Source organism: Nitratireductor sp. ATLC21, assembly GCF_057196525.1.
In genome coordinates this window covers 62070-84388 of sequence record NZ_JBXUOU010000004.1, presented here as the reverse complement: position 1 = coordinate 84388, position 22319 = coordinate 62070, and the positions used below count along the sequence as shown (strand labels likewise).

The following is a 22319-nucleotide window of genomic DNA, read 5'->3' as shown; positions in this document are numbered from 1 at the left end:
GCAGATATGGGCGGCCAGATGCGGTCCTGAGCCGGCGCACACGAGGGTGCGCCGGAGGTCTTCAGGATCAGAAGTCGTATTTGTCCATGTTCTCGGCGGTGACGCCGACCCAGCCAGCTCCGTAGAGCAGGTTCGGACGATCTTCATTCGGCGTGATCAGAGATTCATAGCCGGTGAGGCCAAGATTAAGGCCTGCCTTGATCTGATCGCCTTTGCCTTCGAGCGCGGCGACGGCGAGCATGTTCATGGCATAGCCGGCAACGGCCGGATCCCAGAACTGGATGTACTGGATGTCGCCATTGGCGAGATATTCACCCGCCACGGAGGGGAGGCCCGTGCCGGCAAAGAAGACCTTGTCCTTCAGGCCGCCTTCGGCGATCAGGCGACCGGCGCCGGCCGAGGTCGGCATCGGAGCGCCGAGAATGCCGGTGATGTCCGGATAGGTGGTCATCGCCTCTTTGAGCTTGGTGTAGTCGGTGGCCGCATCGTCATAGGTTTCAAGACGATCGCCGACCATTTCCATGTCCGGGAAGTGCTCTTTCTGATAGGCGACGGCGCCGTCCACCCATTCCATCTGGCTCTTGGAGGTCAGCGAGCCGACGGTGGCGACATATTTGCCCTTGCCGCCCGTGAACTTGCCGAGTTCCTTCATCAGGTTTGCGCCATAGGCGAGGTTGTCGAAGGCCTCGAGATCGTAGTCGGTGTTTTCGAGGTTCGAGGCCTCGTGCGAGATGACGACGATACCGCGGTCGCGCGCTTTCTTGAGCACCGGCTCGACAGCTTCCACCGAAAACGGAACGACGGCGATGGCGTCGACGCCCTGCGCGATCAGGTTTTCGATGATCTGCACCTGAGCGGCGGCATCAGCCTGGCTCGGGCCAACCATCCAGACATCGTGTCCGGTATCGGCCTTGAACTGCTCGACACCGTCGCGCATGCGGTCGAACCAGGCGATGCCGTCGACCTTCACGACGGTCGCGATCGTGTATTTCTTGTCGTCTTTCGTGGCGATCAGCTCTTTGTTGAGCTTGGATGTATCCACGATCTGTTCTGCGAGCGCGGACGTGCCCAAAAGGGACAGGGCGATAGATGCTGCGGTGAGCAGAGCTTTCATTGACGTATCCTCCTCCTCGGTTCCGAGAACGCGCGGAAAACCTGCGGCTCGGGACTCATATTGAACGAATTATCTCAATACCTTGTCGGAATATTGATCAATTCACTTCAATATGATCATATCCTATCATAACCTGCAACCCTTGTAAGTGGATGACCACACTTGCACACAAGTGGCCTGGCGATGGAGTATCGCTCAAACTGAATGGCCTGGAGAATCATGTGGCGAGACCTTCCGGACGAGTGGCGCGTATCGAAGCGCTCAAGAAGCTCTGTGCCTCTGGCACGATTTTGCACATCGCCGAAGCCGCGCAGGAGCTCAACACCTCCGAGATAACGATCCGGCGCGATCTGGGGGATGGCGAGAATGGCATTTTGTGCCTGGGCGGCTACATCATGTCGGCCAATGAGAATGGCGAACGCTATTCGCTGTCTCATGCTCAGGGGACGAACACCCAGGCCAAGACGCAGGTGGCGCGCCGGGCAGCGGCTTTGGTCGAAGCGGAAGACACGATCTTCGTGGACTGCGGGTCGACGCTGCAATATCTCGCCGCGAGCCTGCCGCAGAACGCAAATGTCACGGTCGTGACGCAGGCGATGAACATCGCCGAAATGGTCTCCCGGCTGGATGGCGTGACCCTGATCCTGCTGGCCGGAATCTATCATCCCGAGAGCGGAAGCTTCAGCTCCGACACCGCGCTTGGCATGCTGCAGGAAATCAACATCACCAAGGGCTTTTTCTCCGCTGCCGGTATCCATGAAAGCGAAGGCGTGACCTGCTTTCACTTTCACGAGGTGGCCGTCAAACGCGCGGCGATGGCGCGGTCGCAGCGTAGGTTTCTGGTTTCCGATGCATCCAAATGGGGAAAGCTGCGCCCGGCAACTTTCGCCCAGCTCAATGAGTTTGAGACATGGATCGGGCAACCCGAAACCGAATGAGGGGCGCCGCTTCATCACGGCGCCACAAATTCAGTCGCGCAGAACGGTAAGCCGTTCAGGCTCCCAGCTGATCCAGAGCTGGTCATCGGCGATTTCAGCGGCCTTGCCGGCGTCCATATAGGCGCGGATGACACTGTCCTCGCGCTCGCCGACGCGGATGTCCAGCGAGGTCCGGCTGCCCTTGAAGAGCTTGCTCACCACCCTGCCTTCGACCGCGTTCTGATTGGCCGGCTTCTTGTTGTGGCAGTTCACATTCTCCAGGCGCAGCGAGGCGGTGACGTTTTCGCCAGCAGCGGGCCGGTGACCATGGCCCGAACCGCGGATGGAAAGGCCGTTCCAGTCGAGGATGACAGCGCTGTCTTCCACGCCGCGCACGGTGCCGTTGATCAGGTTCGTTTCGCCGATGAACTCGGCGACGAAACGGCTTTCGGGGCGGAAATAGAGATCTTCGGGCGTACCGTCCTGTTCCACGCGGCCCGCATTCATGACGACAATACGGTCGGACATGGTCAGCGCTTCTTCCTGGTCGTGGGTGACGAAGAAGAAGGTTTTGCCCGTACGCTTCTGAATGTCTTTCAGCTCGATCTGCACCTGGCCACGCAGCTTTGCATCGAGCGCGCCGAGTGGCTCGTCGAGAAGCAGGAGTTTGGGGTCTGGGGCAAGCGCGCGGGCAAGCGCGACGCGCTGACGCTGGCCGCCGGAAAGCTGGTCGGGCGTGCGGTCGCGGAAGCCGGAAAGCTGCAGAAAGTCGAGCAGTTCCGTCATGCGCCGCTCGATCTCTGGGCGCGATTTGCCCTTGAGTTCGAGCCCGAAGGAGACGTTCTGGCCCACGGTCATGTGCGGGAAGAGCGCATAGTCCTGAAACACCATGTTGACGTCGCGCCGGTTGGGGGGCTGGCGGGTCACATCGACGCCGTCGAGCACGATCCGGCCCTCGGTGGGGTTTTCGAATCCGCCCAGCATGCGCAGGGTCGTCGATTTGCCGCAGCCGGAGGGGCCGAGGAAGGTGACGAATTCGCCGGCCATGATTTTCATGTCCAGTTGATCCACCGCGACGACATTGCCGAAGCGTTTGGTGACGTTGTCGATATGGACGATGGTGTCCTTTTCGCCGGTCATGGTCAGGAACCTTTGTTCAGGCGCCGCATGGAACGCTCGGCCCACAGGCCAAGGATCGCGGTCATGATGAGAACGATGGTGGAAATGGCGTTGATCTCGGGCGACATGCCCGAACGCAGCTTGGCGAAGATCAGCACCGGAAGCGTCGGCTGGTAGCCGCCGAGGAAGAAGGCGCGCACGAAATCGTCAAAGGACAGGAGCATGCAGAAGATGCCGGCTCCGATCAGCGCGGGCTTCAGATAGGGCAGCGTGACGCGGAAGAAGGCGACGATGCTGTCGGCTCCCAGATCGCGCGCGGCCTCGATATGGCTTTTCGGCTGGGTCGAAAGGCGGGCCATCACCACCAGAGCCACGAAGGGCACATTGTGCACCGTGTGGCCCAGAATGATGGCGAACATGCCGGGTTCGATGTCGATCAGGCGGGCGAAGATGCGCAGCGCGATGGCCGAGATGATGCCGGGGATGACCGCCGGCAGGCAGGCGAGCGCAAAGATGATCGCCTTGCCCCGGAACTGGTTGGGGCCAAGAAACACAGCCACCCATGTGCCGATGATGAGGGACAGGATCGTGGTCGCAATGGCGATGGTCATCGAATAGCCGAAGACCGACAGGACCTCCGTGTCCTGAATGACGGTGGCGTACCAGTCGAGTGTCCAGGAACGGATCGGGAAACCGATGAACTTCGAATCCTTGAAGCCCATAGTGACCATGAGCGCCAGCGGCACGAAGAGATAGACGATGAAGGCCCAGTAGATGACCGACATCAGAATGCGTGTGTTGCGGGTCATCGCATCATCCCCTTTCCGTCACGGCCCATCAGCTTGAGGAAAAGGCCGGTTACGCCGAGCGTTGCGATCAGCATGATCGAGGAGAAGGCCGCGCCCATAGGCCACTGATCGCCGGCGACGTGGAAGAAGCCGGCAATGGTTTCCGCAAAGACGGTCGAGCGTGGTCCGCCGAGCAGCACCGGCGTTGCGTAGTAGCCTGTCGAAATCAGGAAGACGAGCGTACAGCCCGACGCGATGCCTTCCCTGGAAAGCGGCAGCGTGATGCGGCGGAAGCGTGTCCACGCACCCGCACCGAGATCGGCTGCGGCTTCGAGATAATTGTCGGGCAGCTTTTCGAGCGCCGAATAGAGCGGAAGGAGCATGTAGAGCGCGGTCAGATAGATGATGCCGACACCGAGCGAGAAGCCCGTATACATGAACGGTATAGGTCGATCGATGAGCCCGAGCGATTTGAGCGCCAGATTGACCGCGCCATTGTTGCCGAGCAGAATCATGATCGCGTAGGTGCGCACGATCTCGCCCACCCAGAACGGGATGAGCAGGAGCAGCAGGAAGAGAAGCTGGTTCTTGCGGCTCACATGCTTGGCCAGAAAATAGGCCACCGGATAGGTGATGAGCAGCGTGATCGCGGTGAAGATGAAGGAAAAGGCGAGCGTGCGGAAGAACGGGATGATGAACACCCGGTCCTGAAAGAACGCGGCCCAGTTGGCGAGCGTGAACTGCGGCTCATGGCCCACTTTCGGCGGATAGGAGTCCAGAAACCCGATCCAGAACATCTCGACGATGGGGCCGAGATTGGCAAAGAATATCCAGAAGAGCGGCAGACTCGCCAGAATCCAGAACTGGCGGCGCTGCGACTTGAACAGCGTGGTGGAAACAGACTGATAAACGCCGTTTCTCATGAGCGCGCCCCAGAATGTCATCCTGCCGTCCGGCGTCGATGGTTCCTGAAGGTCTGCCCTTTGGGTCTCTGCTTGGGCCATGAATGCGGTTGCTCGTGCTTTTCACGCATGGGCTCGGGGGCCCGTCGGCGCGTTTGGGGGACATAACGGCAGCCGGGCAAAATGCTTGCGCCCGGCTGCCAGTGCATCAAGCGGCCTTGATCTGTTCCACGGCCGGATCAACAAGCTTGTACTTCATCTCGTTGGCCTCGGCGCGGAAGAACTGCAGACCTGCGAGCTCTTCCTCGGTGAAGGACGATGCCTTTTTCTCAATGTCCGAGAGATATTGATCGGCACCCTTGTAGGTGGAGATGAAGCCTGACGACTTGGTCATCTCTGCGCCCACTTCGGGGTTGGCCAGAAGCGCATCGAGAAGCGCATAGGCATTGTCTGCATTGGGAGCATTGTTGGCAACGTTCAGCGTGTAGACGAAACCATAGGTGCCCTCCTTCGGAATGGTCATGTCGACCGGGAAGCCGTCGGTGATGAGCTTGGCGATCGGACCGTTCCAGGCGTGAGCAAGGACGATGTCCTGATTGATGAACATCTGCTGCACTTCGGCGCCTGCATCGTAATATTTGCGCACGAGCGGCTTCTTCTCGATCAGGAAGTCGCGTGCTTCCGCAACGATCTCCGCGGCCTTCTCCGGATCGTCCATATAGGCGACCATGTTGCCGTCATAGCCCTTGTAGAGCATGACGACGGACATCATGTCCTGGATGGTGTAGGCCGTCTGGCCGCTGTACTTATCCGAGAAAAGAACGTCCCAGCTCTTCACTTCGTCTTCGCTGACGACTTCGGTGTTGTAGGCGAGGATTTCGGCACCCGAAAGGATGGGCGCGCCCCATTTGTTCCCGTTGATCGTGGCCCAGTCGCTTTCCGAGTAGATCGGGTTGATGTTGCCCCAGTTCTTGAGGCGGTCCGTATCGAGCGGAGCCAGAAGATCGGAAGAGATGAACTGAAGGAAACGGTGCCCGGCGACCGTGACGATGTCGGCGGTCGGGTTCGGTGCTTCGGCGGCGAGCAGGTTGAACTGCTTGCCCTGATCGTCGACGAGGCGGATCTGGATTTCGATACCCGTGTCCTTCTCGAACTCGGCCTTGAAATCATCGGGGATGAAGTTGGCATAGGTCCACACATTGACCACGCCCGAGGCGCGCGCTGCTGTGGAGCGGAGATAGGCAGGGGCAGCCACAAGGGCGGCGCCGGCGGCGCTGCTCTTGATGAATTGCCTGCGGTTGGTGATGAATTTGGTCATCGTTCTAACCCTCTTTCGGTTGGTGTCTGTTCGTCGCGTTCTCAATCGTTTTGTCGGAGCTCTTGGCGGCCCCTGTTGCCGCCCTGTGTTTATGCGGGTTGCGTCTGCGAAGCATAGCCCTCACGGCACAGGGTCTTCAGGTCATCGAGTGTCATCGTGTCTATCGCCAGGGCGTTGAGAAGCTCGTTCTCAGCGAAGAAATCACGCCCATACATGGCGGAGAATATTTCCACGCCGGCGCGATGCAGTCTGGCGTCACACCCGGTCAGCTCACCGAGTTTCACGGTCATGAGCAGGCCATAAGGCACGTCTTCGGTGACGTAGCGGTTGTCTGCCGTGGCAGGACCGGTGCCGCCGCGGCCTTCCTCATGCATTTTCTGGTTCATGGCCGAGACGGTGTCCTGCGGCACATGGAAGGACAGATGAAAATGCTCGAATATGGTGCGCACCGAAAGGCCAAGCGCCTCTGCGATGGCCAGCCGCTCACGGTCTAGCGCTTCGAGAAGCCGCCCCACATTGGGTGTAACGTTGAAACCTTGGCTCCAGGTTTCGCCATGCTCCATGCGGGTCATATTGCACAGGGCGATGCCCATATGGTTTTGCGGGTTGAGATTGCTGAGCCCGATGGCGAGCAGTCCGTCGCGCTCCACAAAGCGATCGCCGAAAAGACGCTGGCAAAGCTCCAGTCCTTCGCTGGCCCGGCTTTCAGGAACCGTGCAGAGATCGATCTTGCTGCGCACGGTATTGACGCTGGCCTCCACCAGGCTCGGCTGGCGGCCTGTCGTGGCGGTGGTGCCCCATGCGACGATGGGGACTGTGATGCCGCGCGCGGCCAGAAGCTTTGACAGGTAGAGCGCGCCAAACGAGGCGTGCGAGGAAATGATCACCGCCTGATCGGAGCGGATATGCGGTGCGATCGCATCGAAGACGTGCTTGTGGCCGTACCCGGGCAATGCGATCAGGAGCACGTCTGCATCGGCGACGAGGGCTTCGGCCGACTGGGCGACGCCCGGGTGGAACGTGCCCTCGACGGCGCCGGTGGCGACCAGCGGTTCGCCGGCTGCCAGTCTCTTCGTGCGTTCGCCCGAGGGCGACCAGAGAACCGGGCTGTGGCCCGACTGCTCAAGAAAGGCGGCGGCACCGAAGGCGATGGCGCCGGCCCCGGCGATGCCTACACGCAGATTGTCTTTCACTTTACTCAAAACATCAGCCCCAAAAGTTTCTACTCGACCACCGGATCGCCCAGCGTGTGCATCAGCCGGTTTGCCCAGCCGAACAGCGATGCGGACAGAATGAGATCGAGAATCTCGTCGTCCTTGAGCCCGGCATCGCGCAGCGCCTGCATGTCTTCTTCGGTCGCCTCGCTCGGCGCCTTGGACAGCTTTGCAGCAAACAGGAAGATCGCCTTCTGGCGTTCATCAAGTTCCGCATCCTCTCCATCGGCGAAGATGGCCTGCATTGCCAGCTCATCCTTGGTGAGCTGGTTGTACCGGCTCGCATGGACAGCGGCGCAATAGACACAGCGATTGACCACCGAGGCGCCAACGGCGCTCAACTCACGCTCCGCACGGCCCATGCCACCGCGATTATACATGATCGCGTTGAAAAGCGGGGTGCGGACTTTCAGCGTCTCGACATCATTGGCGAGCACCAGAACATAGTCGGAGACCTTCGTGTTGGAAGGCGTGACCTTCAGAGCGTCGAGCTGTTCGGGCGTGGCCTCGTCCAGCTTGATGGGCTGAACGCGCGGGCGCCAGCCGGGGATCTTCGTGGTGAACTCGTGGATGATCGTGCTCATGCTGTCGCCTTCATCAGCTTGAGGCCAGCGATCACACGGATCTGATAGGCCAGGAATGCGTTCAGTTCGGAAAGCCGGACAATGTCGGCGTCGGAAATGCCGGCGCTCTTCAGGGCTTCGATGTCTTCCGGTGTCGTGTCGCGCGGATGCGTGGAAACGAGATCGGTGTAGGCGAGAAGGGCGGCCCGGCGGGCATTCCCTTCGCCGTCATGGGCCGGGTCGGCCATGGCTGCGACCGCTTCGTCAGCACCAGCTTCCTCGAGCAATGCCATGTAGTGCGCGGCAAGGGCCTCGTCTTTGTTGAGCCGGGCGACGCGCGCGGCGAGTGCGGCGCGTTCTCCATGGGAGAGGCCGCCCGGGTCGCTGGGCTTCAGGGCAGCATCATGCGTTGCCTGCGTCATGGCCATGATGTCCGCACGGCCTTCGAGCGCTTCGCGAACGGAGCCGTTTGCGCCGATCCCGGCCTGTGCGATGACGATGTCGTTGGGCGAAAGGTCGCTCATGCGGTGTTCAGCCTCCAGTCTGATAGGTCGGTTCGCGCGCGCCCATGGCGGCACAGTCTTCAAGCTCGGTTTCGGTCCATTCGTCGCCGAGCAGTTCGGGTTTGTCGTAGTCGAGCATCGCCTGCCAATGGGTCTCGACGTCTTCGCCGTAAAGCGTTGCGGCGATGGAATAGGCGAGCCAGCGGGCACCGTCGCTGATGCCTGGGATGTCGCCGGAAACCTTGCCGAGGCTCGCGGAAGCGCCGTAGTTGAAACAGTAGATGCTGGAGAGCCACGGGGCGGCACCGGGCGTGCGCTCGCGGAAAGAGAAGTCGGCGTTCAGGTAGGGGAAGTTGGCCAGTTCTCGGCTTTCCTCGCCTGCCGGCGGCGTGTAGCGGTCGCGCCAAAGCAGGATATCATTCGCCGCTTCACCGAGCTCGGCACGGGCCAGGGGATCGACGGTGAAACCGGTGCCGAGGATGAGATAGTCGGTGCGAACGGTCTTTCCGGCGGTGGTTTCGATGACAACCTCGTCGCCGTCGTTCCAGACGCGGGCTATGCCCTGCCCGAAATGGAAGAAGGCGTTTTCATGCCGGCTGACGCGCATGGTCGAGCCGCGCGGCGAGGGTGTCTGCGTGCTGAACGAGTACTGCATGAAACGCCAGCGCCATTCGTCCGGCAGCGCGGCATAGCCCGATGTGAAGCCGAAGGAGCCGATGCCCATCATCTTGTTGATGGTGGGCATTTCGCGGCGGCGGATGAGGTGGCGCACTTCCCTTGCGCCGGCTTCCAGCGCTTCGGCCGAATTGTCGACCGCCGAGGCGCCGACGCCGATCACGACCACGCGCTTGCCCTTGAGCGAAGGGAAAGCGATGTCTTCGGAGGAGTGGGCCCAGAGATGTTTCGGCAGGCCGGAAACGAAATCGGGAATGTTGGGGTGGCCGGTGCCGTCGCGGCCCGTTGCCATGACGAATTTGCGGGTGAGGACGGAACTTTCCTTTGCGCCCGCGCCGCGCAGCTCCAGCCGCAGGAATTCACCCTCCGGCGTGACACTGGTGACCTCCACCTCGTTCTCGACGGGGAGATCGAGAACGTTGCGGTACCAGACGAGATATTCCATCCACATGGGGCGGGGGATCTTGTCGAGCCGTTCCCAGGCGTCCGCGCCATGCTGTGCCTCGTACCATGCGCGGAAGGTGAGCGCGCCCATCCCAAAGGCCGGACCGGGCAGCGTTTTGGGCGAACGGAGGGTTTCCATGCGGGCGTAGGTCAGCCACGGACCTTCAAGCCCTTCCGGATTGCGGTCAAAGATGCGCATGTTGCGGATGCCGCCGGTGCGGAGGGCGAAGCTTGCCACCAGCCCGCACATACCACCGCCGATGACGACCACGTCATGCACCTTCTCGCCCTTATCGGTCCGCCGTTCGGGCACCCAATTGGGCGAGGGGAGATTGAGGCAGTCGAGATCGAACCGGATGCGCTTTGCCAGAGCATCCAGACTGTTCGCGGCTCCGGGGGTGGTGTGGGGCTGACTGGTCATTCTGATCCTCGGTGGGAGACCGGGCAATCCGAAACATGCCGGTCTATGGTCTGCGCACTGCGTGCAGGGTCGAGTATCTGCAGGTCGGGGATGAGACGAAGCGCTTCTGCTTCGACGGCTTCGATCATCTGGGTGACAAGCGGGCGCAGCGGGCGCGATGAGGCGGTGACAGCCCCCCAGTAAAAGGGGATGGCCACATCGATTGGCCGTATCACCACGCCTGGGAGCTGCACACCGTAAGCGCTGACGGGATCGACGATGGAAACGACGCCGGTTTTCTGTACAAGACGGAGCGCGGAATAGGAGACATTTGTGCGGAACAGCGGCCCTGGGGTGACGCCCTGTAGCTCCATGGTCTGCGAGACCTGTCGCTGGAAGCGGCCTGGGTCGAGCATGGTCACGAAGCGGCGGCCGGCAAAGGCCGAAAGCGGCACCACGTCATAGTCGGCAAGCGGATCGCCTTCGGGCAGGGCGGCAACGTCGTTGGCGCAATAAAGGCGCACGACCTCCAGACCGGGCACATCCAGCGGCATGCTGGAAAAGCCGAGCTCTGCACCGCCGGATCCCACTTCCTGTGCAACCCTGTTGGGCAGATATTGTGCGATCTGGATTTCAGGCGGCAGTTTTTCGACGGCGAATTGGGAGAGCGCTGCGGGGATGACGCCGGTCGCAATCGCGGATGTCGCCGCCACCTGCAATGTGCGACCGCGGCCTGAGGCGATCGCGCGGGCGCGCGCGGCCAGTCCGGTCAGGGAATTGAGAACGCGCCGGGCTTCCTCTTCAAAGGCAATGCCCTCATCGGACAGCATGACACGCCGGCCGGCGCGCTGGAGAAGTGAGAAGCCGAGCTTTGCTTCAAGCTCCTGGATGGTGCGGGTGACAGACGGCTGAGAACGTTCCAGCAGCACCGCCGCTTTGGTGATGCTTCCTGTTTCGGCAACAGCCAGAAAGGTCTGAAGGTCCCGCGTCTCCATCCTTTATATGCTATATGAATGATTTCAAATAATCTATCCAAAATTGACATATATCAATGCGCGCTTGAAAAGGCGGATGCAGCCGCGGGTTGTCTCCTTGCTCCTCGGCTTCAAATGAAGCCGAGGCCGGCCACCAGTATCATCAGGATAGCGACGGGCGCGATATAGCGGATAATCAGCCGCCACGCTCCCACCAGAGCTGGAGCCAGAGCCGAGCCGTCTTGGAGTTCCTCTACGCCTTTTTGCTTCATGACCCAGCCGAGGAACAGGGCAACCAGAAGCCCACCGAGGGGAAGGGTGACGTTGTTGGTAAGGTAATCCAGTGCATCGAAAAGCACTTTTCCACCGATGGTAAAACCGGACATCACGCCGAGGCTGAGAGATGCTGGCACGGCCAGCGCAAAGGTCGCTACGCCTGTGGTTATTGCCACCTTCTTTCTGTTGGCGCCGCCTTCATCCATAAAATAGGCGATGACCACCTCAAGCAGGGCCACCGCACTCGTCAGGGCGGCGATGGCCAGCAGAAAGAAGAACAGGGTCGCAAAGAGAAACCCGTAGGGCATCTGTGCGAAAATCGAGGGCAGGGTGATGAAGGTGAGCCCGGGCCCTGCCGTCGGTGCCGCTCCGAAGGCGAAGACCGCCGGGAGAATGACCAAACCGGACAACACGGCGACGAGTGCATCCAGAACCGTAACGGCAACGGCCGAGCCGGCAATGTCGTCATGGCGCTGCATGTACGAGCCATAGGTGATCATCGCGCCCATGCCGAGTGAGAGGGAGAAGAAGGCCTGCCCCAGAGCAGCCAGCAAAGTGCCCCATGTCACCTTGGAGAAATCAGGTTGCAGAAAGAAGGCAATACCTTCCCCGGCGCCGTCCAACGTAACGGAGCGTGCGACAAGGATGAGGAGGATGGCAAACAATGCCGGCATGAGAATACGCGCTGCGCGCTCGATCCCGCTGGCGACGCCGCCGAGCGCAACAAACACGGTCAGTCCGATAAAGAGGGCGGTATATAAGACCGGCTCGACCGGATCGGTGATGAAGGCATCGAACACACCACCGATATCCTCGGAGCTTGCCGTCAGGATCGATCCCGTGATCGATTTGATCATGTAGGCGAGGGTCCATCCGGCGATCACACAATAGAATGACAGGATCACAAAAGCCGTGAGAATGCTCATATAGCCGACGAGCGGCCAGGCACCGCCGGCAAGTTTCCTGAAAGCACCAGCCGGATCGAGTTGTGTCGCCCGGCCGATGATCAGCTCAGCGATCAGGACAGAAACGCCAATTGAGAAGACGATCGCGAGATAGATCAGCAAAAACGCTCCGCCGCCATTTTCTCCGGTGACATAGGGGAAGCGCCAGACATTGCCCAGGCCAACAGCCGAGCCGGCGGCAGCCAGAATGAACCCCATTCTGGAGGTCCAGTGTTCGCGAATTGGATTCATCATTTCAGGGAATTGCTATCTTGAGGAATATATTTGCCTGAAAGGGAACGACCCCTCCCATTGTAAAGTTCGGCAGGTTCAGCAATGTCGACGCATCGATCGCATCTCTCCATGAATCACTGACAAAGGGCCATTGACAGCAGGGAGGCGGCTGTACCTGCTGGCGTGTATGGTCAATCATGCAGCGGTGCCAAATCACTTTGGCCATCGGAACGCAATATTTGATGATCCGCAAATAGACTGTTCTGGGAGCTACTTTCACATTCCGCCATGGCGGTTGCTGTGTCAGCGTGAAAAGTGTCGATGAAAGACGGCCATGGATGCTCTTTCGTTGAAAGACCGATCAGGCTTCATCATGGTGGTGTCATGATTCGAATTGCGCCACAAACAGCCGGAAAACGCCGTGCCCGAACATGTGGCAGCGCGGTGTGTTCACGATGCCCGGTCTCATTGCGTGAGATGTTCGAAGTTCTTGGTCTGGTGGATTTAGACCGCCATTTTTGGGACGGTTGACCCATGGCAAACCACGGTCGGCGCAAGGATGATGCGGGCGTGGACACGCCTCTGTTCGACCGCGAGCTCGAGCACCTGCCGCCGGCGCTGCGCTGGCGGGAATGGATGGCACGCGTGGAAGCCGTCATTTTCGCCGCTCCTGAACCGGTCGCGCGCGAGACATTGCTTCGTGTGGTCGGGCGTGACTGCAATCTCGATCTGTTGATCGAGGATATCCGCGCAGAACTCGCAGACCGACCGTACGAACTGGTGCGAGTAGCGGGAGGGTGGCAGCATCGGACTCGCGCCTCACTTGCCGAGGCAATTCGTGCGGCATTCGACATCGTGCAGCGCGGAGAAAATCTGAGCGACACCGATGCGCTGGTGCTGATGGCCATCGCTTACTTTCAACCGATCACGCGCGCAGAGCTCTCCAGATTTTTTGCGCGCGAAGTCTCACGGGATGTGATCGGCAAGCTGCGTCGTGCGGACTTCATCGCTTCGGGTCCACGCAGCCCTCAGCCTGGCGCGCCGTATACCTATGTGACGACACCGGCCTTCCTTGCCCATTTCGGATTTGAAACGCTTCGGGATCTTCCTGATTTCGAAAAGCTGGAGGATGCGGGTCTTTTGACCAAGGAGCATTTGCTGGAGGACATCCCAGGCGTTGTGAGCCACCGGCCGGAGGGATAATTCCTCTTTGCACAAACCTTGGTGTTTCAGAGTTCCGGTCCTTCAAATTCCAGCGCGGCGGCCAAGGAGCCGCTTCGGTGCATACGTTGTTTGAAGTTTTCTGAATCTTTCTCCCAACTCCGATTTCCTTGTTTTGCCTGTTGCGCTTGCTGCGTAATGCAGCCACTATGCATTAATGAATACATTAAGGAGGGAGGAGCCTTAATGGCCACAGTGAAATTTCGCGATGTCCGCAAGGCGTTCGGGCAGGTGGAGGTTCTCCATGGCGTCTCAGTGGATATCGAGGAAGGACAGTTCGTCGTTCTGGTCGGGCCGTCCGGCTGTGGGAAGTCGACCTTGTTGCGTATGCTCGCAGGCCTTGAGCACATCACGTCGGGAGAGATCGTGATCGGCGACCGGGTGGTGAACGCGCTTCCGCCCAAGGAGCGCGACATTGCCATGGTGTTTCAGAACTATGCGCTCTATCCGCATATCACGGTGGCCGAGAACATGGGCTTCTCGCTCATGCTCAAGGGCGCATCCAAATCCGACATCGAGGCGAAGGTGCGCCCGGCGGCCGAGATCCTTGGTCTAACGCATCTGCTCGACCGCTATCCGCGCCAGCTATCCGGCGGCCAGCGCCAGCGTGTCGCCATGGGGCGCGCGATCGTGCGCAACCCGCAGGTGTTTCTCTTCGACGAGCCGCTCTCGAATCTGGATGCGAAGCTGCGCGTTTCCATGCGCTCGGAAATCAAGAATTTGCACCAGCGGCTGAAGACCACGACAGTCTATGTGACCCATGACCAGATCGAGGCCATGACCATGGCCGACAAGATCGTGGTCATGCATGACGGCATTGTCGAGCAGGTGGGCGAACCGCTGGAGCTCTATGACCGGCCGGCCAATCTTTTTGTCGCAGGCTTCATCGGATCGCCAGCGATGAACATGACACCGGGCATGCTGGCCGAGGGTGAGCCCGGCATGTTCGTGACCGGGCAGGGGCAACGCATTGCGGTGGCCAATGCCGGAACGGCAAAGCCCGGTCAGAAGCTCATCTGCGGAATCAGGCCCGAGGCAATCCATCTGCGTGGCGATGTCGCCCTGCGGGTGAAGGTGGTGGAGCCAACGGGCTCTGAGACGCACGTCGTCGCCGAGCTCGACGGCAATGAAATGACCTGTGTTTTCCGTGAGCGCATCAAGGCCGGACCCGGGGACGAGTTGAAGGTCTCCATCGATCCGGAGGCAATCCATCTTTTCGATGCGGAGGGAGGACAAAGGCTTTCAGCATGATCGGATTGGCGCTGCCGGGGAGGGCGGCGTCAGGACGGGGCGTTTCGGCGTCCGGCGTTAATGCGGCAGTCAACCGCTTTGCGGCATCGGGAGGATGCCAGCAAATTTGAGGAGGAGACGTGCAATGACGATCAATCGCAGAAGATTTCTATCAGGCACGGCGGGTCTTGCCGCCGGTGGCCTTTTGGCGGGAACGCTGGGAACACGGCATGCGCTGGCGCAGGCATCGGCATCGATGTTTACGCCGGAAGAAGGCGCCACGCTGCGCCTTTTGCGCTGGGTGCCTTTCGTAACAGGCGAAGAGGAGGCCTGGAACGCCAACACCGCCGCTTTCACAGAAGCGACGGGCGTGGAGGTGCGGATCGACCAGGAAAGCTGGGAGGATGTGCGTCCGAAAGCGGCGGTGGCGGCCAATGTCGGGTCTGGCCCGGACATGGTGATGAGCTGGTTCGACGACCCGTTCCAGTATCCCGACAAGCTGGTGGATGTGACGGATCTGGCGAATGCGCTCGGCGAGGAGCACGGCGGCTGGTATGAGGGTCTTGAAGGCTATGCCCGGCAGGGCGACAAGTTCATCGCCATTCCGCTCTGCGCCATCGGCAATGCCGTCTGCTATCGCGACAGCCACATGAAGGCGGCCGGGTTCAGCGAGTTCCCGCAGGACACGGATGGGTTCCTCGAACTGTGCAAGGCGTTGAAGGCCAATGGCACGCCGGCAGGTTTCCCGCACGGCAAGGCGGTGGGTGATGGCAACAACTACGCCCACTGGCTTCTGTGGAGCCATGGTGGCATGACGGTGGACGAGAACGGTGCGGTGGCGATCAACAGCCCCGAGACGAAAGCGGCCATCGAATACGCGAAGGCGCTCTACGAGACCTTCATACCCGGAACGGAAAGCTGGCTCGACATCAACAACAACCGCGCCTTCCTTGCCGGTGAGGTGTCGCTGACAGCGAACGGTGTTTCGCTTTACTATGCGGCGACCAAGGACGAGGCCCTGAAGGAAATCGCCGAGGACATCCGCACCACCAATCTGCCGATTGGCCCGGTGGGCAAATCGGTGGAGCTGCACCAGACCTCGACACTCTCGATCTTCAATCATTGCAAATATCCGCAGGCGGCAAAGGCCTATATTGCCTTCATGTATCAGGCAGACCGGATGAATGCGTGGCTGGAGGGCGCGAGTGCTTATTGCTGTCAGGCGCTCAAGGCTTTCGAGAGCAACCCGGTGTGGACCTCGAACCCGGTTCACGCGCCCTATGCCAAGGCTTCGGCTTCGCTGCGGCCCAACGGCTATGCAGGCCCGCTCGGACCGGCATCCGCAGGTGTGATGGCCGACTATGTGCTGGTCGACATGTTTGCCGAGGCGGTGACGGGACAACGCACGCCCGAAGAGGCCATTGCCAACGCGGAGCGGCGCATCGCGCGCTACTACCGCTGATGGACAGGCGGCGCCGGCCAATCGCCGGCGCTGCTTCTTCATGCAGGTCAGTATCAAGAAAGGCAGGATGACCCATGCAGGCCAGGCCCGCGCGTTCCTTTTCGATCCTGGGATGGCTTCTGGAAAGCCGCAACGGGCTCGGCTTTCTGTTCATGCTTCCGGCGGCGGTGTTTCTTCTGTGCTTTCTCACCTATCCGCTGGGGCTGGGCGTGTGGCTCGGTTTCACGGATGCGCGGATCGGACGCGAGGGCATTTTCGTCGGGCTCGAAAACTATATCTGGCTGTTCGACGATCCGGTGTTCTGGCTCTCCGTTTTCAACACGATGCTCTACACCGTGGTGGCTTCGGTGTTGAAGTTCGTGCTGGGGCTCTGGCTGGCGTTGATCCTGAACCAGCATTTGCCGTTCAAGACGTTTTTTCGCGCGATCATCCTTCTGCCCTGGGTGGTGCCGACCGTGCTTTCGGCGCTGGCTTTCTGGTGGATCTACGATTCCCAGTTTTCGATCATTTCCTATGTGCTGATGAATCTCGGTGTCATCAGCGAGCCGATCAATTTTCTTGGCGACCCGAACACGGCACGGGCTTCCGTGATCGCCGCCAACGTCTGGCGGGGCATCCCCTTTGTGGCGATTTCGCTGCTGGCCGGGCTGCAGACCATTCCGCAATCGCTCAATGAGGCGGCGGCGCTGGACGGCGCGACCTCGTGGCAGCGTTTCACAAAGATCACGCTGCCGCTGCTGACCCCGATCATCGCCGTGGTGATGACATTTTCGGTGCTCTTCACCTTCACCGACTTTCAGCTCATCTATGTGCTGACGCGCGGCGGGCCGGTCAACGCCACGCATTTGATGGCAACGCTTTCCTTCCAGCGCGCCATTCCCGGCGGGCAACTGGGGGAGGGTGCGGCGATTGCCGTGGCGATGATCCCGTTCCTGCTGGCGGCGATCCTGTTTTCCTTCTTCGGATTGCAGCGCCGCAAATGGCAGCAGGGCGGCGGCGACTGAGGAGGCAGGCGATGAGCGAGATCACCCAGACCACCAAACAGGCCGGCCTTCACGACGATTCCGAAGGCATGGAACAGTTCAACACGCTGCCGCGGCGGATCGTGACGGTCTATCTGCCGCTGGCGGTGTTCGTTTTCGTGCTGCTGTTTCCGTTTTACTGGATGGCGATCACCGCCATCAAACCGGATTACCAGCTCACGGATTACAAAAACTACAGCCCCTTCTGGGTGATCGAGCCGACGCTCGAACATGTGAAATTCCTGCTGTTCGAGACGTCCTATCCGGGCTGGTTGTGGAACACGATGCTGGTGTCCTTTGCCTCGACCTTCATCTCGCTCGCAGCGTCGGTCTTTGCCGCCTACGCGATCGAGCGGGTACGGTTCACGGGCGCGCGGGTGACGGGACTGATGATCTTTCTTGCCTATCTCGTGCCGCCATCCATCCTGTTCATTCCGCTGGCCTTCATCGTGTTCAAGGTGGGCATTTTCGATTCACGTCTTGCGCTGATCCTGACTTATCCGACCTTTCTGATCCCGTTCTGCACCTGGCTTCTGATGGGGTACTTCCGCAGCATCCCCTTCGAGCTGGAGGAAAGCGCGCTGGTGGACGGGGCGACGCGCTGGCAGATCCTGACCAAGGTGATCCTGCCGCTGGCGGTGCCCGGCCTCATATCTGCCGGCATTTTCGCGTTCACGCTGTCGTGGAACGAATTCATCTACGCGCTGACCTTCATCTCCTCGTCGGAAAACAAGACGGTACCCGTCGGTGTGCTGACGGAGCTGGTGCGCGGCGACATTTATGAATGGGGGGCGCTGATGTCGGGCGCGTTGCTTGGCTCCCTGCCGGTGGTGATCCTCTATTCTTTCTTCGTCGACTACTACGTCTCGTCCATGACGGGGGCGGTGAAGGAATAAGAATTCTCTTTTTCAGGAGCAGGTGATGCGGGTGATGGTGATCGGCCTCGGGTCGATGGGCATGGGAGCAGCACTCTCGCTTGTGCGTGCCGGGCACGAGGTTTTCGGCGTGGATCCACGCGGTGAAGCCTGTGCTGAGCTGTCCAATGCAGGGGCTAGAGAGACTGGTCCGCAAGGGTTGGATTTTGCCTCTCAGGTGGAGGCGGTTGTGATCCTGACTGTCAACGCGGAGCAGGTGGAAAGCGTGCTCTTCGGCAAGGAGGGAATTTCCGGCAAGCTGCCGGCCGGAACGCCGGTGATGATCTCTTCAACTGTCTCGGCAGACGATGCCCGGCGCTTTGGCCGGGAGCTCGAAAAGGCGGGGCACATCATGCTCGATGCACCGGTGTCAGGTGGGCCGGTCAAGGCGCGCGAGGGCGCGATGACCGTGATGGCGGCCGGGCGGGAGGAGGCGTTCGCGCAGCTTGCACCGGTTCTGGATGCGGTGGCGGAACGCGTTTTTCGCATTTCCGACCGGGTTGGCGACGGGGCAGCGGTGAAGGTTATCCACCAGCTTCTGGCCGGGGTGCATATCGCCGCAGGCGCAGAAGCCATGGCGCTGGCCGCGCGCGCCGGCATACCGCTCGACACCGTGTATGAGGTGGTGACCAATGCGGCGGGCAATTCATGGATGTTCGAAAACCGCATGCGGCATGTGGTGGACGGCGATTACACGCCGCGGTCGATGGTCGATATTTTCGTCAAGGATCTTGGATTGGTGACAGACACGGGACGCGCGCTTAAATTTCCCCTGCCGCTCGCCTCGACTGCCTACACCATGTTTGCCTCCGCCAGCACGGCAGGATACGGCCAATGGGATGACAGCGCTGTGATCAAGGTGTTTCCGGGCATCACGCTGCCGGGTGAGGGGTCCGAGAAAGAGTAGCTACGGGATTCCATCACCTCCCCTTGCGATGGGGGCCATCACACCTATATTGCCACCGAAAGCGAGGACGACCTCCCCCATTCCGGGAACCATGTCGGGACGGCCCGAGAAACAGATGGGGAGCAGAATGCGCACCGCTGCAGATCGTATTCGTCATGCCATCAGCTTTGAGCTGATCGCGCTTTTGATTGTCACACCAGCCGCTTCCTGGTTGTTCGGAAAGCCCATGTTCGAGATGGGCGTTGTCGTGGTGGTGAGCGCCACAGTCGCGACATTGTGGAATTATCTTTACAATCTGGGTTTCGATCACGCCCTGCGCCATCTGACCGGAAGCGTGCGCAAAAGCGTGATGATGCGCGTTGTTCACGCGGTTCTGTTTGAAGGTGGGCTGCTGGTGGTTCTGATGCCGTTCACGGCATTTCTTCTGGGCGTTTCGGCGCTCGACGCGCTGTTCGTCAACGCGTCTTTCGCCATTTTCTATCTGGTCTACGCTTTCGTGTTTAACTGGGTATATGACGTGATTTTTCCGATACCGGAGGCCTCCGCCACTGCCAAGCGCAGCGCCTGATTGCTATGTCTTGAGCGGTGGGGCGCTCGTCTCGCCGGTGCCCAGCCGCTTGCCCGGATTGATGGCTTCTAGCCAGAGAAGATAGGCAGCGTGATCGTGACGACCCATCTTCATCTCGTGCGCCAGCGTGTGAAATGCGTCGCGCGTTTTCTCGGTGAGCGGAAGTGAGAGGCCGGCACTGCGGGCCACTTCAAGCGCATTTTCCAGATCCTTGAGCTGCAATTCGAGCGGGCCGCCGGGTACGAAATTGCGTTCCACCATCCGTTCGCCGTGCAGTTCCAGAATGCGGGAGGTGGCAAAGCCGCCCATCAGCGCGTCGCGCAGCGCGGCGGGGTCGCAGCCGCCTTCCTGCGCCAGAAGCATTGCTTCCGACACCGCACCGATGGTCACGGCGACGATCACCTGATTGGCGAGCTTGGCGACCTGACCCGCGCCATGGACACCCACATGCGTGGCCCGGCCCATGGCGGAGAGAAGCGGCTTGGCTTGTGCAAAGTCGGGGGCTTCGCCGCCGGCCATGATGGCAAGTGTCGCCTCGATCGCGCCTTTCTCGCCGCCTGATACCGGCGCGTCGATATGACGGTGCCCCGTCTTTGAAAGCGTCTCTGCATGGTCGCGCGCGACCGCAGGCTGGATGGAGGACATGTCGATAAAAAGCGCACCGTTCGACGCGGCTTCCACAATGCCGTTTTGGCCGAAATAGATTTCGGTCACGATGGGCGAATTGTCGACCATGGTCACAATGGCATCGGCGCTGGCAACTGCCGAGCGGGGATCGTCGGCCACCGTCGCGACATCGGAAAGAGCCTCCGCCTTGGCGCGGGTTCGGTTCCAGACCGTGAGATTGAAGCCCGCCCCGGCAATGTTTCGTGCCATCGGGGCACCCATGATGCCGGTGCCGATGACGGTGACGTTCCTGATGCTCATGGCGGGCTCCGTTTTTCGATTCAGACCTGAACGACGGTCTGGCGCTGTTCGCCAAGTCCGGCGATGGAGAGCGTCATGACATCGCCGGCCTTGAGATATTGCGGCGGCTTCATGCCCATGCCCACGCCGGGCGGCGTTCCGGTGGAGATCACGTCACCGGGCATGAGTGTCATGAACTGCGAGAGATAGGAGACCACGTGCGGCACGTTGAAGATCAGCGTGTTGGTGTTGCCGGTCTGGCGACGCTGGCCATTCACATCGAGCCACATATCCAGATTGTGCGGGTCGGCCACTTCATCGCGGGTGACGAGCCAGGGGCCGAGCGGGCCGAACGTGTCGTGGCTCTTGCCCTTGGTCCACTGGCCGGAGCGCTTTGTCTGGAAATCGCGTTCGGAAACATCATTCATGATGGCGAAGCCAGCGACATGATCCATCGCGTCGGCCTCGCTGACATATTTGGTCTTCGAGCCGATGATGACGGCAAGCTCGACTTCCCAGTCGAGCGCCTTGGAGCCACGCGGCAGTTCCACATCGTCATTGGGACCGCAAAGGGCATTCAGCGCCTTGGCGAAAACGATGGGCTCTTCCGGCGGTTCGGCGCCCGTTTCGGCAGCATGGTCGGAATAGTTGAGGCCGATGCACACGATCTTCTGAAGGCCCGCGACACAGGGCCCAAGGCGGGGGGTGCCGTCGACAGCAGGAAGGGTCTGCGGATCGATCGCGCGCAGCTTGTCCAGCCCCGCCGGCGAAATGACATCGCCGGCAATATCGTCAACCACACCGGAAAGATCGCGCAGGGTGCCATCAGCGGCGAGCATGCCCGGTTTTTCCTGGCCCGCCGGACCGAAACGCAACAACTTCATGTTCTTTTCCTCTGAGTTTTTACAATCAATAGACGGCGCGGCCACCCGAGATATCGAAGACACCGCCTGTCGTGAACGAGCACTCCTCCGACGCCAGCCAGGCGATCATTGCCGCGGCTTCGGCCGGTTCGAGGAAACGCTCAAGCGGAATTTTGGAGAGCATGTAGTCGATATGCTCCTGGCTCATCTGATCGAAGATCGGCGTGCGGGCCGCTGCCGGGGTGAGGCAGTTGACGATCACGCCGGTTTTCGCGAGCTCCTTGCCGAGCGACTTGGTCAGCCCGATCAAACCGGCCTTGGATGCGGAGTAATGCGAGGCGTTCGGATTGCCTTCTTTGCCAGCTATTGACGCGATGTTGACGATGCGGCCATAGCCGCGCTCGATCATGCCCGGCACCAGTGCACGGCAGGTGAGATAGGGCGCTACGAGGTTGACCTCGACAGTGCGGCGCCACACATCCGGCTTTAATTCCCAGGTCTTGCCATTGCCGCCCGTGATACCGGCATTGTTGACGAGAATGTCGATTGCACCGGCGTCCCGCGCGGCGTCACTCACCGCATCTTCGTGCGTCAGTTCCACGACACGACCGCTTGCCTTCGCACCGAGCTTTTCTGACGCTTTTTCGAGAGTCTGGGCATTGATATCCCATAGGACCACCTCGGCGCCGCTCGCCACAAAACGCTCTGCCGTGGCAAGTCCGATGCCCTGCGCTCCGCCGGTGATAATTGCGCGCCGCCCGGTCAGGTCAATATGATTCATCGAAGCCCCTCCTCATTCTCCACCCGTCGTCTTAATTGCACAGTCGTTGCAAAAGCTCAA

22 protein-coding genes are annotated in these 22319 nt (G+C 60.4%); 8 read left to right on the top strand and 14 right to left on the bottom strand.

Features of this window, described 5'->3' with window-relative positions:
- Positions 1–67: 67 nt before the first annotated feature.
- A complete protein-coding gene (locus AC2CHD_RS18370; RefSeq protein ID WP_229450712.1) occupies positions 68–1114 on the bottom strand; it encodes an autoinducer 2 ABC transporter substrate-binding protein in 1047 nt (348 codons plus the stop codon).
- Positions 1115–1266: 152 nt separating this feature from the next.
- On the opposite strand from AC2CHD_RS18370, the gene AC2CHD_RS18365 reads away from it, so the two are divergent.
- The gene (locus AC2CHD_RS18365) at positions 1267–2052 is read left to right on the top strand and encodes a DeoR/GlpR family DNA-binding transcription regulator (protein WP_255664131.1); all 786 of its coding nucleotides are present in this window, start codon (positions 1267–1269) and stop codon (positions 2050–2052) included.
- Between the two features lie 30 nt (positions 2053–2082).
- On the opposite strand, the gene AC2CHD_RS18360 is transcribed toward AC2CHD_RS18365, so the two are convergent.
- The 10 genes from AC2CHD_RS18360 to AC2CHD_RS18315 form a co-directional block, all read right to left on the bottom strand.
- The gene (locus tag AC2CHD_RS18360) at positions 2083–3171 is read right to left on the bottom strand and encodes an ABC transporter ATP-binding protein (RefSeq protein WP_484554811.1); all 1089 of its coding nucleotides are present in this window, start codon (positions 3169–3171) and stop codon (positions 2083–2085) included.
- Between the two features lie 2 nt (positions 3172–3173).
- Positions 3174–3959 carry an ABC transporter permease gene (locus AC2CHD_RS18355; RefSeq protein WP_223022786.1) on the bottom strand — a complete coding sequence of 262 codons (786 nt, stop codon included), beginning with the start codon at positions 3957–3959 and terminating at the stop codon, positions 3174–3176.
- On the bottom strand, positions 3956–4942 hold the full coding sequence (locus AC2CHD_RS18350; RefSeq protein WP_484554810.1) for an ABC transporter permease: 987 nt from the start codon (positions 4940–4942) through the stop codon (positions 3956–3958). Before AC2CHD_RS18350 ends, AC2CHD_RS18355 begins: the two co-directional genes overlap by 4 nt.
- A 106-nt stretch (positions 4943–5048) precedes the next feature.
- Positions 5049–6158 carry an ABC transporter substrate-binding protein gene (locus AC2CHD_RS18345; protein WP_484554809.1) on the bottom strand — a complete coding sequence of 370 codons (1110 nt, stop codon included), beginning with the start codon at positions 6156–6158 and terminating at the stop codon, positions 5049–5051.
- Between the two features lie 89 nt (positions 6159–6247).
- Positions 6248–7339 carry an NAD/NADP octopine/nopaline dehydrogenase family protein gene (locus tag AC2CHD_RS18340; protein ID WP_484554957.1) on the bottom strand — a complete coding sequence of 364 codons (1092 nt, stop codon included), beginning with the start codon at positions 7337–7339 and terminating at the stop codon, positions 6248–6250.
- 41 nt (positions 7340–7380) lie between these two features.
- The gene (locus AC2CHD_RS18335; RefSeq protein ID WP_322340698.1) at positions 7381–7956 is read right to left on the bottom strand and encodes a peroxidase-related enzyme; all 576 of its coding nucleotides are present in this window, start codon (positions 7954–7956) and stop codon (positions 7381–7383) included.
- Complete coding sequence (locus AC2CHD_RS18330; protein ID WP_484554808.1) at positions 7953–8459, bottom strand: CMD domain-containing protein; 507 nt, start codon at positions 8457–8459, stop codon at positions 7953–7955. Before AC2CHD_RS18330 ends, AC2CHD_RS18335 begins: the two co-directional genes overlap by 4 nt.
- 7 nt (positions 8460–8466) lie before the next feature.
- A complete protein-coding gene (locus tag AC2CHD_RS18325; RefSeq protein ID WP_484554807.1) occupies positions 8467–9978 on the bottom strand; it encodes an NAD(P)-binding domain-containing protein in 1512 nt (503 codons plus the stop codon).
- A complete protein-coding gene (locus AC2CHD_RS18320) occupies positions 9975–10952 on the bottom strand; it encodes a LysR family transcriptional regulator (RefSeq protein ID WP_484554806.1) in 978 nt (325 codons plus the stop codon). Before AC2CHD_RS18320 ends, AC2CHD_RS18325 begins: the two co-directional genes overlap by 4 nt.
- Positions 10953–11062: 110 nt before the next feature.
- A complete protein-coding gene (locus AC2CHD_RS18315) occupies positions 11063–12406 on the bottom strand; it encodes a sodium-dependent transporter (protein ID WP_484554805.1) in 1344 nt (447 codons plus the stop codon).
- A gap of 513 nt (positions 12407–12919) precedes the next feature.
- On the opposite strand from AC2CHD_RS18315, the gene scpB reads away from it, so the two are divergent.
- From scpB to AC2CHD_RS18280, 7 genes are all read left to right on the top strand, one after another.
- The gene (gene scpB, locus AC2CHD_RS18310) at positions 12920–13588 is read left to right on the top strand and encodes an SMC-Scp complex subunit ScpB (protein ID WP_229450702.1); all 669 of its coding nucleotides are present in this window, start codon (positions 12920–12922) and stop codon (positions 13586–13588) included.
- Between the two features lie 204 nt (positions 13589–13792).
- On the top strand, positions 13793–14857 hold the full coding sequence (locus tag AC2CHD_RS18305; RefSeq protein ID WP_229450701.1) for an ABC transporter ATP-binding protein: 1065 nt from the start codon (positions 13793–13795) through the stop codon (positions 14855–14857).
- Between the two features lie 124 nt (positions 14858–14981).
- Positions 14982–16298 carry an ABC transporter substrate-binding protein gene (locus AC2CHD_RS18300; RefSeq protein ID WP_484554804.1) on the top strand — a complete coding sequence of 439 codons (1317 nt, stop codon included), beginning with the start codon at positions 14982–14984 and terminating at the stop codon, positions 16296–16298.
- Between the two features lie 74 nt (positions 16299–16372).
- Positions 16373–17302: a carbohydrate ABC transporter permease gene (locus tag AC2CHD_RS18295; RefSeq protein ID WP_484554803.1), complete on the top strand. Its 930-nt coding sequence runs from the start codon at positions 16373–16375 to the stop codon at positions 17300–17302.
- Positions 17303–17313: 11 nt separating this feature from the next.
- Positions 17314–18216: a carbohydrate ABC transporter permease gene (locus AC2CHD_RS18290; RefSeq protein WP_484554802.1), complete on the top strand. Its 903-nt coding sequence runs from the start codon at positions 17314–17316 to the stop codon at positions 18214–18216.
- Between the two features lie 25 nt (positions 18217–18241).
- On the top strand, positions 18242–19141 hold the full coding sequence (gene ltnD, locus AC2CHD_RS18285; RefSeq protein ID WP_484554801.1) for an L-threonate dehydrogenase: 900 nt from the start codon (positions 18242–18244) through the stop codon (positions 19139–19141).
- A 127-nt stretch (positions 19142–19268) separates the two neighbouring features.
- On the top strand, positions 19269–19709 hold the full coding sequence (locus AC2CHD_RS18280; RefSeq protein WP_484554800.1) for a PACE efflux transporter: 441 nt from the start codon (positions 19269–19271) through the stop codon (positions 19707–19709).
- A 3-nt stretch (positions 19710–19712) separates the two neighbouring features.
- Here the strand turns inward: AC2CHD_RS18280 and AC2CHD_RS18275 are convergent, their stop codons facing one another.
- The 3 genes from AC2CHD_RS18275 to AC2CHD_RS18265 are packed head-to-tail and all read right to left on the bottom strand — an operon-like array spanning position 19713 to position 22259.
- Positions 19713–20660, bottom strand: a complete 948-nt coding sequence (locus AC2CHD_RS18275; RefSeq protein ID WP_484554956.1) for an NAD(P)-dependent oxidoreductase — start codon at positions 20658–20660, stop codon at positions 19713–19715.
- Positions 20657–21499, bottom strand: coding sequence for a fumarylacetoacetate hydrolase family protein (locus tag AC2CHD_RS18270; RefSeq protein ID WP_484554799.1), 843 nt, complete (start codon positions 21497–21499; stop codon positions 20657–20659). The genes AC2CHD_RS18275 and AC2CHD_RS18270 overlap by 4 nt, the downstream gene beginning before the upstream one ends.
- 25 nt (positions 21500–21524) lie before the next feature.
- On the bottom strand, positions 21525–22259 hold the full coding sequence (locus AC2CHD_RS18265; RefSeq protein ID WP_484554798.1) for an SDR family NAD(P)-dependent oxidoreductase: 735 nt from the start codon (positions 22257–22259) through the stop codon (positions 21525–21527).
- Positions 22260–22319: the final 60 nt, after the last annotated feature.